This is a genomic window from Bilophila wadsworthia ATCC 49260, from assembly GCF_000701705.1.
Taxonomy (GTDB): domain Bacteria; phylum Desulfobacterota; class Desulfovibrionia; order Desulfovibrionales; family Desulfovibrionaceae; genus Bilophila; species Bilophila wadsworthia.
Genome location: NZ_JNJP01000004.1, coordinates 1 through 14,166 on the forward strand (window position 1 = coordinate 1; position 14,166 = coordinate 14,166).

13 protein-coding genes and 1 tRNA gene are annotated in these 14,166 nt (G+C 58.6%); 8 read left to right on the forward strand and 6 right to left on the reverse strand.

Annotated features, from left to right (window positions below; translation table 11 throughout):
* The 3 genes from T370_RS22570 to T370_RS0102845 form a co-directional block, all read left to right on the forward strand.
* A partial coding sequence (locus T370_RS22570; RefSeq protein ID WP_034505643.1) for a hypothetical protein occupies positions 1-509 on the forward strand: 509 nt, incomplete at its 5' end.
* Positions 510-521: 12 nt separating this feature from the next.
* On the forward strand, positions 522-1,088 hold the full coding sequence (locus tag T370_RS0102840; RefSeq protein ID WP_029434680.1) for a hypothetical protein: 567 nt from the start codon (positions 522-524) through the stop codon (positions 1,086-1,088).
* On the forward strand, positions 1,085-1,348 hold the full coding sequence (locus T370_RS0102845; RefSeq protein WP_029434681.1) for a hypothetical protein: 264 nt from the start codon (positions 1,085-1,087) through the stop codon (positions 1,346-1,348). The genes T370_RS0102840 and T370_RS0102845 overlap by 4 nt, the downstream gene beginning before the upstream one ends.
* Positions 1,349-1,409: 61 nt before the next feature.
* Here T370_RS0102845 and T370_RS0102850 read toward each other — a convergent pair whose 3' ends face one another.
* Positions 1,410-1,757: a cupin domain-containing protein gene (locus tag T370_RS0102850; protein WP_029434682.1), complete on the reverse strand. Its 348-nt coding sequence runs from the start codon at positions 1,755-1,757 to the stop codon at positions 1,410-1,412.
* 331 nt (positions 1,758-2,088) lie between these two features.
* On the opposite strand from T370_RS0102850, the gene T370_RS26350 reads away from it, so the two are divergent.
* Entirely contained in the window at positions 2,089-2,217 is a 129-nt protein-coding gene (locus tag T370_RS26350; RefSeq protein ID WP_462934494.1) for a Mom family adenine methylcarbamoylation protein, read from the forward strand.
* Between the two features lie 135 nt (positions 2,218-2,352).
* Complete coding sequence (locus T370_RS0102855; RefSeq protein ID WP_051643721.1) at positions 2,353-2,574, forward strand: tyrosine-type recombinase/integrase; 222 nt, start codon at positions 2,353-2,355, stop codon at positions 2,572-2,574.
* A gap of 47 nt (positions 2,575-2,621) precedes the next feature.
* Here the strand turns inward: T370_RS0102855 and T370_RS0102860 are convergent.
* Positions 2,622-2,711, reverse strand: a tRNA-Ser gene (locus tag T370_RS0102860).
* Between the two features lie 259 nt (positions 2,712-2,970).
* On the opposite strand from T370_RS0102860, the gene T370_RS0102865 reads away from it, so the two are divergent.
* Entirely contained in the window at positions 2,971-4,593 is a 1,623-nt protein-coding gene (locus T370_RS0102865) for a Na/Pi cotransporter family protein (protein ID WP_005029826.1), read from the forward strand.
* A 180-nt stretch (positions 4,594-4,773) separates the two neighbouring features.
* Here the strand turns inward: T370_RS0102865 and T370_RS0102870 are convergent, their stop codons facing one another.
* Positions 4,774-5,040, reverse strand: a complete 267-nt coding sequence (locus T370_RS0102870) for a helix-turn-helix domain-containing protein (protein WP_029434684.1) — start codon at positions 5,038-5,040, stop codon at positions 4,774-4,776.
* 256 nt (positions 5,041-5,296) lie between these two features.
* Here T370_RS0102870 and T370_RS22575 point away from each other — a divergent pair, with 256 nt between their 5' ends.
* A complete protein-coding gene (locus T370_RS22575) occupies positions 5,297-5,797 on the forward strand; it encodes a hypothetical protein (RefSeq protein WP_248604192.1) in 501 nt (166 codons plus the stop codon).
* Positions 5,798-5,893: 96 nt separating this feature from the next.
* On the opposite strand, the gene T370_RS0102880 is transcribed toward T370_RS22575, so the two are convergent.
* The 3 genes from T370_RS0102880 to T370_RS0102890 are packed head-to-tail and all read right to left on the reverse strand — an operon-like array spanning position 5,894 to position 10,934.
* Positions 5,894-8,197, reverse strand: coding sequence for an FAD-dependent oxidoreductase (locus tag T370_RS0102880; protein ID WP_029434685.1), 2,304 nt, complete (start codon positions 8,195-8,197; stop codon positions 5,894-5,896).
* 11 nt (positions 8,198-8,208) lie between these two features.
* Entirely contained in the window at positions 8,209-9,840 is a 1,632-nt protein-coding gene (locus T370_RS0102885; protein ID WP_029434686.1) for a glutamate synthase-related protein, read from the reverse strand.
* Positions 9,828-10,934: a class II glutamine amidotransferase domain-containing protein gene (locus tag T370_RS0102890; protein WP_005029814.1), complete on the reverse strand. Its 1,107-nt coding sequence runs from the start codon at positions 10,932-10,934 to the stop codon at positions 9,828-9,830. Before T370_RS0102890 ends, T370_RS0102885 begins: the two co-directional genes overlap by 13 nt.
* A 517-nt stretch (positions 10,935-11,451) precedes the next feature.
* Here T370_RS0102890 and T370_RS0102895 point away from each other — a divergent pair.
* Complete coding sequence (locus T370_RS0102895) at positions 11,452-14,148, forward strand: mechanosensitive ion channel domain-containing protein (protein ID WP_029434687.1); 2,697 nt, start codon at positions 11,452-11,454, stop codon at positions 14,146-14,148.
* The last annotated feature ends 18 nt before the right edge of the window (positions 14,149-14,166 follow it).

Below are 14,166 nucleotides of genomic sequence, written 5' to 3' on the forward strand. Positions count from 1 at the left end.
ATTCATTTCGTTTTTCCCCGGACACGGGGGAGGCATATATGGATGGCCGTGTAATACATGCGAAAGCCGATACCGCCGGATACGCAGATACCGCCGGAAGTGCTCCGGCAAATGGCGGGACGGCATGGGCCGCGAACCGCCTGCGCAGGGAAGGGGGCGTCGATACCGTCTGGAATTGGGCGGGGCAGGGAGGCCAACCCGGTTGGCTGTGGGGAGGTAATGACGGCGTCAACATGTACGTCTACAACCCCGCCAATTTCAGCGTGAACTATGCAAACAGTTGCAACTATGCGAACAGTGCGGGCAGTGCTCCTGCGAACGGAGGGACGGCATGGGCGGTGACCGTTACGCCCAATGTTGTAAATGTCAGCTATTCAGCATTGCCCGCAGGAGGAACATGGCTGGTCATGAGTCTTGATAATGGCGATGGTGGTCAATTTCAAAAATTGAAATTTTCAAAGGTCGCAGGGGGCACGAGAACATCCGGGCTTGCTATCAGAATAGCTTAAAAAGGAGGTATTATGTCTGAATATGGAAATATATTCCACCGTGCATTTGACGATTCCTACGTCATTATAAAAAATGGTATGCCCTACCACGTCTATCCCTATGCCGCCGAATTCGCGGAGGAATGGGACGCCGTGTTTGCCTACGCCGAGGCCCATCCCGAATGCGTGACCGAAGAACAGCCCTACGTCCCGCCCGTACCGACGCTTGAGGAAGTGAAGACCGCCAAGCTCTCGGAAATCAACGCGGCAGCGGACAGGGCCATAGCCACACTCACGGCGACCTATCCGGACCGGGAGATCAGCACGTTCGACAAGCAGGAATCCGAGGCCCGCGCCTATGCCGCCGACCCTACGGCTTCAACGCCGCTTCTTTCGGCATTGGCGAAGGCTCGTGGGTTGGAGTTGGCAGAGCTTGTGCGGCGCGTGCTGATCAAAGCCGACGCCTTCGCCGTGGCTTCCGGCTCCATCATCGGGCAGAGGCAGGCACTGGAGGATCAGCTCGACGCCTGCGAGACGCTGGAAGAGGTAGATGCCCTCGACGTCGTCATCATTATGCCGGGCGCGGAGGTGGAGGCATGACGTACGGAAAGCGAACCCTGATTGCCGTCGACCAGCTCCTCAATACGCTCCTCGGCGGCTGGCCGGACGAAACCCTGTCCTCGCGCTGTTACCGTTGGGCGCGGGACGGGGTGAGGGCATGGCCCCGCAAGCTCGTGGACGGGCTGTTCTTCTGGCAGAGGGAACACTGCAAGAGCAGTTATGAGAGCGAGAGGGAGGGGAGGCAGTCGCCGCCGGAATTGAGGATACATGTCCGACCTAAAAAAACAGCACATCACTAGAGAGTTCCTGATAACTAGGTATCAGGAAAGTGGTCACCGTTAGGTGTGTTGTTTTTCTACGCTATTCCTGAGCGTCGGTGAAAAGAACAATCAGCAACATTTTAAAGCGCTCAAGTGCGTAAACGGCGTGGGGAATTTTGGCGGGCATAACGATACAATCCCCAGCATGAAGGATATGCTCCGTATCCCCAATAGTGATACGGCCAGTTCCGTCGAGGACTGTGACCATGGCATCGCCGGAAGAATCATGTGCGCTGATTTCTTCGTTCTTGTCAAAGGCGAACAGCGTTACGTTGTGGTGCTTGTTCTGCGCTAACGTTTTGCTGACGATCTGCCCGGGTTGGTATGTCACCTGTTCAGCCAAGGGGAGTACTGTGGAATGTTCGATATTTTTGATAGGATGCGACATAATAGTTCCTCCATAGCACTCTGTGGATGTTATAAATAAATCTGTATGTTGGGGTAGTCTTTCGGAGACTGTTTGTAAACCTCATTAGAAGAGTGGGCCAGAAGCCATGTGCTCACCCGCCGGAATCGCGACAAACATAGCATTTTCAGAAGAAGCGGGGGAGTTACGGTCTCCCCCGCCGGCCCGGCGAGGACACGCCAGGCCACGGTCCCGCACGAAGGGACGCATCGTGCAGGGTTTCCGCCGATGGCTGTGCTCATGGCGAGCGCACGATATATAACAGGCAGAGAGCCGGGGTGCAATATGTGATTTGTTCAATAAGGGACGCATATTGCACGATAATGCAGATCGGGCACTCAAGCTGATGTATCGGCAATATCGGTATGTCCTTTTTTTGAAGCAGTCATGGCGCAAGCGCCTGCGGTTGAGGGTGCAGCCGTACCCTAAGCCCGAAGCATAAATATAAAAGCCCGGAGAAATTTTTCTCCGGGCTTTTGCATATAATGTGCCAACTTCGATAACTTGTATGTCAAGGGTGTCCCAAATCGCGCGCTAAACTGTCCCAAATCGCGCGCCGCGTTAGTTCAAGTACCTTATGAAACGCCTTTGCGAGAAGGCGGGCATACCGTTCTTTGCGGCCCACAGCCTGCGCCACTTCATGGCTACCCATCTTAAAGACCCGCGCCGGGCGCAAAAGGTGCTTGGACACATGAACATCCGCACCACAGAAATCTATCTGCATGACCTTGGCGTCGACAGGGAGGCCGCAGGCATTTTTGAGGACATCACGCATGGAATCACGCATGAAGGCGATTGAGGCACGAAAAAAGGGCTTACTGAGTTTCAGTAAGCCCTTGAAATTTATGGCGGAGAGGGGGAGATTCGAACTCCCGGTACCTTTTGAGTACACACGATTTCCAATCGTGCTCCTTCGACCAGCTCGGACACCTCTCCGCGTCGTGCAGCGATGTAACTAGCGAAATTCAGGATGGCTGGCAAGCTTTTTTTTGGAAAAACCGACATTTTTTCCACACCACGAACGACGCTGGCAAAATAACACGCGATAAATAAAGGGTATTTTATTATCATGATACTCTAAAAAAATGCGGTTCCCCTTTTTCGGAATGCCGAGTATTCGAATTCGCCGGGAATTTCCTTGACAGTTCATCTTTTCATGGGGCAAGAGTCGAACCAAATTCTAAGGAGCGTCTTCATGTCTGTACAAAGCATCATTCAGCTTCTTGGCGGCGTTGGGCTTTTCCTCTTCGCCATCAAGCTGATCAGTGAGGCCCTACAGCTGATAGCCGGGGACCGATTGCGACAGCTTATCGGAACACTGACCAAAACGCCGATCATGGGCGTGCTGGTGGGTGCCTGCGTCACCGTTCTCATCCAAAGCAGCAGCGCCACCACGGTCATGACGGTCAGCTTCGTCGACGCGGGGCTCATGACCCTGACGCAAGCCATCGGCGTCATCATGGGCGCCAACATCGGGACCACGATCACGGGCCAGATCCTCGCCATCAAAGTCCAAGACTACGCCTACCTCTTCATTATTATAGGCGTGCTTCTCTCCTTCTTCGGACGCTCCAAGGTACAGAAGTACGCCGGCAACGGCCTCTTGGGTTTTGGTCTGCTTTTCGTGGGAATGCAGACCATGGAATCCTCCATGAGTTTCCTCCGGAATGAAAAGGAATTATTCCTCATGTTCAGCCACAACCCGCTCATGGGGGTTCTGGCCGGAACGCTGCTCACCCTCCTTGTCCAATCCAGCGCTGCTACGGTCGGCCTGACCATCGCCCTCGGCGTACAGGGCCTCTTGCCCCTCCACGCGGCCATCCCCATCATCTTGGGTGACAATATCGGAACAACCATCACCGCGGTCCTCGCTTCCATCGGCACGGATCGGACCGCCAAACAGGCCTGTGCCGCCCATGTGCTCTTCAACGTCATCGGCGTATGCATTTTCCTCACCATCCTTCCGCTTTACCAAGAGCTGATCGCCATGACGGCTACAGGCATCGCCCACCAGATCGCCAATGCCCATACGTTGTTCAACGTCTTCAACACCATCATCTTCCTGCCCTTCGTCAAGCCGTTCGCGGCGCTCATCCGCAGGCTCCTGCCCGACAAGGCCCATAAGGTCGTCGAAGGGGCCCAGTATCTTGATCCCAAGCTCATCGAAGCCACCCCCGGCATCGCTGTGGAAGCGGTCAAAAACGAATGTGCCTACATGGGCTTTTTGGTCATCCACCTTCTTGATTCGGTTCAGGAAGTATTCTTCAACGACAAGAAAGACCTCATCCCCAAGATCGAAGAGACCGAAGCCAAAATCGACCAACTGCACAAGGCCGTCAAAGCCTATGCCGAAGACATCATGCAGGCCGGGATCTCCGATGACGCGGCCCGCGTGCTGACGCTGTATGTCGCCAGCTCCGGGAACATCGAGCGCATCGGCGACTACGGCAAGAAGCTCCTTGAGTACTACGCGTACCGCCAGAACAGGCCGAAGGATTTCTCCCAGCAGGCCATGACGGAACTCTCCGGCATGTACGCCGAAGCCCATCACGCCATTGTGACCGCGCTGGACGGCTTCATCAACGACGACCCCGACAAGGCGCGCGAAGTCGCCCCCATCGCCGGGAAGCTGCGCGGCCTCGAAGTCGAACTCCGCAACCGCCACATCCAGCGGCTGGACAAGCAGGAATGCGACTCCGAAACGGGCCTTGTCTATGTGGATATTCTCGGGATCATCGAGCACATCGGCTATCATTCGAACAACGTCGCCAAGGCCACCATTTCCTCCTGCACGGCGGAGCACAAGGCGAAGGCGTAACAGATACCGAGAAAGAGGCTTTTTCCCAAAAGCCCCTCCCCGCAAAAACTGCGACAGGGAGGCCGCGCGGCAAGAGTTCCGCCGCAAAAAGGCTCTGCATGAACACACGTGCGGAGCCTTTTCCCTTTTTCCACAACACACTGTGATCATGAAAGGGCGTTTCCGTACTGTCGCTTGCCTTTACTGGAGATTTTTTCTTGGCTTGTTCAGTCCGTTCAATTCATCAGTCACCCTCTTGAAAAACTCCAGAGGAGAAAGGCCAAGGGCTTCACAGATGGAATAGATCGCGGTGATGGTGGGATTCCTTTTTCCTTTTATGATTCCACGGACATAGCAATCCTGCAAATCCGAAAAATCCGCGAGGGCCGTTTTGGTCATCTTTCGTTCTTTTCGGATTTTTTCGATTGTAATGCCAGTGGCTTCCAATAAACGAGGATAGGTTTTCATTCCATCAAGGTATACAATGTATTGACAGAAATTAGATACTATAGTATCGAAATAAACAAAATAAGATACTATCGTACCGCTTTTATGCTTTCACGTGTGAGGGGGGAGCCTGTCATGGCTGACATGGTGCAAGACAATCTCTGTTGCAGCCGCAGCGTGGTTGATTGGCCCAAGGTGACACGTTCGCTCCTAGGCGCGGTGTCCTTTCCGGTGATAGGCCTGCTTGTCCCGTACGGCATGTCGAAGCAAGGCATACATGACATTTTTCCCTATTTTTTTTATTGCAATAGGCATTGTGAACCTGCTTCTCTTCAGGGTGAACGCCAAAGGATACGTCATCGACGCAGAAAACGGTATGCTGGAGTTTCCGGGCGGCGGCATCAAAGTCCAAAACTGGACGTCGCACTTCAACCCCCTTTATCTGTTTCAGGAATTCATGAGGCATAAAATAGCTCTCGCCGAGATACGCGAAATCCACCCGCCTCTAAACATGAGGCAAACGGTCTACGGCAATGACCGTTCGCGTGCGAGCGTACCAAGCAGGATCGAACTCAACGGCGATTTTGGCACCGTTTCGCTTTCCTTCCGATCAAAGGAAAAACGGGATGAGCCGTATCCGTCACCCCAAAAAGCAAGGAGGTTTCCTCCCATAGCCGAATATACGCGCTTGAGGGTAGGAAGCCACTATTCCTGCATCAATCATGCACTATCACAGGCCTTTTCCCCCGTTCCCCTCCTGTCGGCAGGGATTCAATAAAGATGAAAGCCTTTGAAGCGGGAGAGAAGGGGGTTTGGGGGAGGGAGAAACTTTCTTCAGAAAGCTTCTCCCTCCCCAATCTTCCGTGTGCCTCCCCTACTCCAGCGGAACATTGGGATGCATCGTCCAAATGCCGCAGGGACAGACGCCGGAGCAGATGCCGCATCCGATGCACCGATTGGGATCGGAAACATACCGATACGCGCCGCCCGCCAGTGTTTCCCGGCTGATGGCCCCCTCCGGGCAGGATTCCAAGCACATTCTGCAATCCCGGCAGGTCCCGCAACTGACACAACGGTCAAAATCCCGGTTCGCGGCAGGCAGCTCACCATGAGGGCAACGGGTGAAATACGCTGTGCTCAGTTGCCCTGAGGGTACCGGTTTCTTCTCGACGGGCGCATAGGCCACACCGCGAAGCGAGGCGTCAACGGCCTCAGCCGCCTTGACTCCCGTTCCGATGGCGTCCGCCAGCAATCCTGGCTTGATCACGTCGCCCGCCGCAAACACGTTTTCGAGAAGGCTCATATCCGCCCCGGGAATGACCCAATCGCGGAATTTCCGCACGCCTTCAGGCAGGTAGCCCAAATCCGGGGATTCGCCGATGGTGATGATGACCATGTCGCCGGAAATGAGCGTCCCGTCCGCCGTGATGAGTCCGCCATCGGTTATTTCCTTGGTCATCACCGGCCAGAGCAGCTTGCCGCCCAGCGCTTCGATGTGCGCGATTTCATGGGCAAAGGCCGCCGGTTTCTGCACGTCGATGCAGGTCACGCTTTCCGCGCCCATCGCATAGGCCCCGGCTGCGGCATCCATGCCCGCGTTGCCGCAGCCGATGACGATGACATTCCGGCCGACACGAGGGTTCTCGCCCTTGTTGATGGCCTTAAGGAAGTCGATGCCCGCCACAATCCTCTCATGCCCGGGCCACGGGAACACGCGGGGGATATGCCCTCCGGTGGCGACGATCACCGCATCGCTTTCCCGCCGGAGCCGCTGGAACCCGTCCGCGTCAACCCGGCTGCCGGTCACGAAACGGACGCCCATGTCCTCAATGCGCTTCAGTTCCTTTTCCAAAATCTCATGCGGAAGGCGGGCGCGGGGAATGACCTGCTCCAGCTTGCCGCCCATGCGGTCGTCAGCTTCGTAGACGGTGACCTCATGCCCTTTCCGGGCAAGCCGCCATGCGGCGCTCAAGCCTGCGACCCCGCCGCCGATCACGGCGACTTTTTTGCCGGTAGGCCCGGTGGGACGGGGCAGGGACACATCAATGGAACAGCGCCCGAGCGCTCCGATTTGGACGGCTTCGTCGATGCCGCCGCGCGTGCACCCTTCCATGCACGGGTTGGGACACACGCCGCCGCACACTGAGCCGGGGAACGGCGTATAGTCGAGCACCAGCTTGTAGGCTTCCTCCACCTTGCCCGCGCGCAGCAGGTTGTACCGTAGCTGTGTAGGAATGGAAGCCGGGCAACGGAACTCACAGGGCGCGGCACAGGCGGCGTTGTCCCACGAGGGGACGCGCTGGCGGTACAGGCCGCGCGCTACGGTGGCGTTCACAACGAAATCATCACGGCATACGTCGCTGAAAATGCCGCCCTGTATCCATTCCTTGGCCCGGAACGCCTTCATCGGCATGGGATCGGGCCTAGGGGAATGTCCCCCCAAGGTGAAGGGATACATCTTCCGCCACTCGCTCCAATCGCTGAGGACGGCGTACAGTTCCGGCCTGCCCACGGCGGACAAAAATGTTTCCAGCCCGGCGTCAAGGTAGGCGATGTCATCTGACTCCAGCCCGGATACGGCGAGATCGTCCGCGACGTCCTCGGAAAACGCGCCGCGCACATACACTATGCCGCCGACCATGCCCACGCAGGGACGTTCGCCAAGGACGGAAGGAAGCCCTTCGCAGTCATAACCGCAGACCACGGCCTTGCCCCCGCCCATGAACTCGAAGGAAAAACTGCCCACATTCTTGAGCACCCACAGTTCCGGGGGCGCATAAAGGGGATCGTGCTTCATGAGCGAACCGGATCGGGCCCCTGCCCGGCCGCCGATATGGATGACGCCCGCCGCCGCGCAGTGCCCGGCGGTGTCGCCCGCATCCCCGCGCACGACAATGCGGCCTCCCGCGTTCAGCCAGCCCACATCGGCGGGCGCGGGGCCGTCCACAAGGATTTCCGTATTGCCGAGGCACATGGAACCGACGCGCTGGCCGGGGTTGGTCACATGGAACCGCAGGGCCTTGCCTTCCCTGTTCCACAGCGGGCCGCCGATGTCGTGCTGGCCCGACGCTTCGATTTCAAACGATGTCTCGCCGTTGCCGACCGCTTCCTCTATGGCGAGAAGCAAGTCCTGGGTCGACATGCGGTGCGTCCCTTGCAATGTCTTGATTGTCAACATGTCGCGCCCTCCTAGCACACGTATTGGATGCCGAGCTTGTCGGCCACGGCCCTGTCCGTCGTCACAAGGGCGTCGGAACGGCCCACCGGCAACGAACTGTTCCCGATGGGAGCCATCAGTTTGCGCAGTTCCCCGTCCAACGCCAGCATGTAGTCGACAATATTCTGAGCGCCGCGATCGACGTCCAGCCGATGGACGAGGCGCGGGTCCTGCGTACAGATGCCGGTGGGACATCTGCCCGTGGAGCAGGCGTTGCAGCGGCCCTGCTCATTGCCCACGCATCCAAGAAGCTGAATGAGGATCTTGCCGAGGAACACGCCGTTCGCGCCGAGGCAGATCATCTTGAAGGCGTCGGCCCCCGCCGTCCCGGTCATGCCGATGCCGCCGCCCGCCCACAACGGGATCTGCCCCTGCAACCCCTGCCGCACGGCGGCGAGGTAGCAGTCACGCAGTTTGGAAACCACCGGATGCCCCGTATGATCGAGCGAAACCTCATTCGCCGCGCCGGTGCCGCCCTGAATGCCGTCGATAAAGAACCCGCCGCAGATTTTGTACGGATCGCGGAGCAGGTTGTTGTAGACCGATACGGACGTTGCCGAGGCCGCGCACTTGATGGCCACGGGAACGCGGAACCCGAAGGCCGCGTTCAGGGACAAGTGCATCTTCTGGACCGATTCTTCGATGGAATAGAGCCCTTGATGGTTCGGCGGCGAATGCAGGGTCGTCCTCGGCACACCGCGAATGGCCTGAATGTGCGGGGCCACCTTGGCGGCGGGGAGCAGGCCGCCGTCGCCGGGCTTGGCGCCCTGCCCTATCTTGATCAGGATGCCCGCCGGGTCCGCCTTCATGCGGGGCATGGCCTTGATGATGCGGTTCCAGCCGAAATGCCCGGAAGCGATTTGCAGGATCATGTACTTGAGCCGCTCGGATTCCAACAGCTTGACGGGCATACCGCCCTCGCCCGAACTCATGCGCACGGGAAGGCCGCATTGCTCGTTGAGGTAGGCCGTAGCCAGCGCGATGGCCTCCCACGCCCGCGTGGACAGCGCGCCGATGGACATATCGCTGAAAATGACCGGATAAATCCAGTGCAGCGGGGGTGTTTTCCCCTCAAGCCTGAGTTCGCCGCCCTCGGCGCGCAACGGGAGTTCGCCGGGCAGGAGCACACGCCCGAACGGGGCCAGAATATCAAAGGTATGCCGCTCGGAATCCAGCGCCGGGTCGGTCATCTGGCTGATGCGGCCTACGACGATGTGATCAAGGGTGCGCTGCGCGTTCAGATTGGTCCGTCCGCCGCGCTTGGTGGGGCCATTCGTCCGGGCCAGCAGCGCATACCGGCTGTCAGGGTTGCGGACGGCACGGATGGCCTGATTGGGGCACACTTTTTCACACATGCCGCAGCCGACACACGATCCGGTAAGGCTCGCCTTCTGCCGGATGACGGGACGGGCTAGGTGCTCCCGAACCGGTTCCGGCTGGCTCGCACGGGAAACCGTCAGATCCTGCCGCATGACCGCGACTTCAAGCGCGTTCAGGGTACAGCTCGCCACACAGCTGCCGCACATGGTACAGCGCTCGGGCCGATAGTCGATGATCCACCTTAAATCGTTGACGCCAATATCCTGCGTGGTCACTGATTCCATCTTTGCACCGCCAAATCATTATTGATGAGCACAACTTCCCGCTCGTTGGGATAGATGTCCCGCGAGGCATCCCGATCGGGCAATACCGCGTTCAGCCCGCAGACTTCGGAGGAAATCGCCATGGTCGTCCCGTCGCCGCCCACAACCACAGGGCGCAGTTTTTTGGAGTCGCAGCACGTCATCATGCTTCCGTCAGGGAGCACGGCGATGATCGTGTTGGGGCCGTTGATTTCCAGATGGGCGAGGGATTCGCGGATGAGGCTCAGCACCTTGCGGTCGCCGCGCCGTTCCGCTTCCGCAAAGGGCAGCGGCGTAATGACGTGCTTGAAGTACTTGAGGGGCCACTTCAGTTCGCGCAGCACGTAATGCAGGGTGTAGAGAAAATTCTGCGAGTCCGACTCGAACCCGACGTATCCCCGGTGCAGCGACTTCTGGTACTCCGTATTCTTCGTATAGAACGTGTTTTCCCCGTTGGCGCACAGGGTATAGCCCTGAAGGAAGAACGGATGCGCCGCATACCGGACGATGTCGTAGTTCGTATTCTGGCGGCACTGGGTCACGATGCTCTTCGCCCGCAGGGGGCCTTCCTCGTCCCACAGACGGAAATAGGCGGCGATGTCACGGGGATCGCCGATTTCCTTCAAGGTCAGCACGTCGGGCCAGAAGGAATAGACGAACCCCTGCCCGTCCTTTTCCAGCATCCGGCGCAGGGCAAGCCGCGTATCGAGCAGGAGTTCCTCACGCTCGGCCTGCGGGCGTCCCCTGTAGGCTTCGGGATACTCGTAGTTACGGAACACATAACAGGGCATGGCCTTGATATCGAGGCCGGGCCGCCGATCCACGTCCGGAAGCCACTCCAACACCTGCTCAAACCCCTGCTCCGCCATATACGCATCGACCATCCGGACGCCGCGCGGCGTACAGGCCAGCGACAGCAGCGGCTTGTCCTTATGGCCCTCGAACACGCCGTACAAATCCTGCATCACCATGGCATAACCCGAGTTGTCATGCCCTTCCTGTTGGGGAAGCATCAAATACAACGCTTTCGCCGGTTCGACCGGCACCTTGCTTTTGATCGCTCCGATTCTGCACATAGCTTCCTCCATCCTCATACGGATTGCCCGCCACGCGCGGCGGGACTTCGTGACGGCGCGCCATCCCGCGCTTTCCGTGCGTGCGGCGATCGTCCGCATCAACACGCAAAAGGGGGAAGAACTTTGGCGGGCCGTTTTCGGCCCGGCGGCACGCGCTTTTATACAAAATTGTTATTTTAAATGTCAAAAGAAAAACACATACCCTGTTTGACGATTCAATGAGCAAATAACATACTTATTTTTAGGTATCAATTCGTTCATTTGATTTTTGTTCTATTTTTACAAAATTGTAATATCCATTCTTTCATCGAAGCGTCTCCCCCATTCCTCTTTCCTCACGTTTCCCCGTGCAACGAGGCGGCAACGCGCTCGCACGGTCTCCCTTCTTGAGGGCCTCCGCCACACGGCGCGGAAACGTCCCATTCGCTCGATCAGCAGGCTAAATGGCCTTGCATGGCCTGACGCTTTGCCGTATGAGACGGGAACATCTTTTCGGGTTGATAAAGGATAGAACACCATGTCCCTGCAGCGTTTTTTCACACGTTCCACTTTTGGGCGCTTCGCCCTGTTCATGATGGCCGGGCTGCTGTGCGCAAGCCTTTCCGCGCGGCCCCTGCTCGCAGCTCCCGACAAGGACGCCGCCGCGTCCGACCAGAAAACGTCCGCCAAAGAAGAGAAGGACAAAACGGCTGACGCGTCCTCCGAAAAGGCCGCCGATAGAGACGCCCTGACGGACAAGGAAAAAGCCAAACTCGAAGCTGAAGAGAAGGCCAAACAGGAAGCCGAGGAAAAGGCCCGCCTGGAGGCCGAAGCCAAAGCCAAGGCCGAAGCGGACGCCAAGGCCAAGCAGGAGGCCGAGGAAAGGGCTCGGCAGGACGCCGAAGCCGCGACGGCCAAACTTCAGGCGGAAGCCGAAGCAGCCCAACAGAAAAGCGAGTCCACCGCCTCCGACGACGCCGTGTGGGAAGAGGCGTTCAAGCAGAATCAGGATGAGCTGAACGCGATGGAAATCGAGATCGACGGCTTGGCCGGGGGCCTCAAGGCGATCATCAATCCGCTCCGCAAGAGCCTTCCCGGCATGGAGGAAGCCGCCCAGCGCCTGTTCTCTCTGGCCGGGACGCACAAGCTTGATCCCATCATGCTGGAATCCATCGATCAGCGCGGCGTATTGCAGGCTTCGGGCCTGCGCCAGCAGATGCAGCCCGTCCTGACCGCGCAAAACGTGGTCAAGGACAAAATCGCCGCGCTGGAACAGATGAAGAGAAGCCTCCCTCCCCTTCCGGAGAAAGGCAGCAAGGAAAAGCTGAATCCCGATCAGCAGCAGACGTGGAAAAACATCAGCCGCATCGAGAACAAACTCATCAAGATGGATCAGCGGCTGACGCTTGAGCTTTCTTCCGCCACGGACCTGCTCGGCAAAATCGAGAGTATGCACACAGGCGTGACCGGCTACCTGCCGGACCTGTGGCAGACCTATTATTTTTCAGTCCCGAGCCGCTTCTTCGACCCTGTCGCCTGGGAAGGGATCACCGAGCGGTGGGAAAAGACGCTCCAGAACATGAACCTGCGCATGAGCATCGAATTCCCGCGCAACCCTTCCGCATGGAAGGGCGTGGGGCTGCGGTTCCTCAACGTGCTGCTTCTGGGCTGCGTCGTCATCTTCTTCGTCAACCGCCGCATGGTCCGAGCCGAAAAGAAGGGCACCATGCCCACGGCCGCCCGCTCCGGCATCCTGCGCAGCCTCCTGTGGCAATTCACCGGCCTTGCGCTGGTCGGGGCATCCTTCGGGAGCCAGGGCGAGCTCTTCCGGGGGCTGCTCGTGCTCGGCAGCATCCTTGTCATCGGCGGCGAGATGACCCTCGCATGGGGTATGCGCTGCTTCATCCTCGACAAGAAGATGGGCCTCACCCCGCTCTGGCCCATGTATCTGGCCTCAAGCCTCGGCATCCTGATCAGCTACCCCAACCTGCCCGGCGGCATCCTCTCCCTGAGCTGGATCGCGGTGGGCCTGGTTTCGCTGTACATCCTCAAAGAACTGCACGCGCGCGAGCTTCCCGGCATCGAAAACAACCTGCTGCACGTCCACAGGCTGACCGTCTGGCTCAGCATGGCCGTCGCCGCCATCGGCTGGCCGCGTATGGCGATCCTCGTGCTCATCCTCGTCGACTGCCTCGCCATCAACACGCAGTTCATCATCGGCCTGCTCCAGATCCTCAACCGTTCCTCGGACGTGCAGGACAGTGAACAGCACGCCCAGCGCAGCGTGCTCGCGGGACTCGTCGCGGCCTTCATCGCGCCCATCGTACTGCTGCTCATCCTGTGCGGCATGGTGCTCTGGGTCATCGCCATGCCCGGCGGCGCGCTGCTCCTGTGGCACTACCTCGGTACCGGCGTGCAGGTCGGGTCCGCCTCGTTCAACATGGTGCACCTGATTCTTATCGTCAGCGTGTTCTACATTACGAGGGCGGCCATCACGGCCTCCCGCTCGTTCCTGAACCGCGTGGCCTCCCAGTCCTACAAGATCGACAAGACCCTGATCCCGCCCATGCAGACGGGCATCACCTACGGGCTGTGGACGCTCTTCGCCCTCTTCACCCTGAAAGCCCTCGGATTCGGGCTGGAAAACCTCGCGGTCATCGCCGGCGGCCTCTCCGTCGGTATCGGCTTCGGTATGCAGACCATCGTCAACAACTTCCTGTCGGGCCTCATCCTGATTTTCAGCCGGACCCTGCACGAAGGCGACGTCATCGACGTGGGCAACCTGCAGGGCGTCGTCCGCAAGATCAGCGTCCGCGCGACCACGGTAGAAACGTTCGACAACGCCATCATCTTTGTCCCGAACTCGGAATTCGTCTCCAACCGCCTGATCAACTGGACGCGCAACGGGCGCATCGTGCGCCGTGAAGTGGCCATCGGCGTGGCTTACGGGACCGATCCCAAGCTCGTGGAACGGTTGCTGGTTGAAGTGGCGCAGTCCGTCCCGCAGATTGTACGGCGGCCTCAGCCCTTCGTCCTGTTCATGGATTTTGCGGACAGCACGCTGAACTTCGTACTCCGTTACTGGTCGGACATCGGGACCGCCACGGACGCCGCCTCGGCCATCCGCCACCGGATCGTGGAGGTCTTCGCCGAGCATCAGGTGGAAATCGCCTTCCCGCAGCTTGACGTCCACGTCATCCCTCAGACGCCGTCCCTGACACGAGCTGAAGGGTAAGAAGGCTTGACTCGCCGC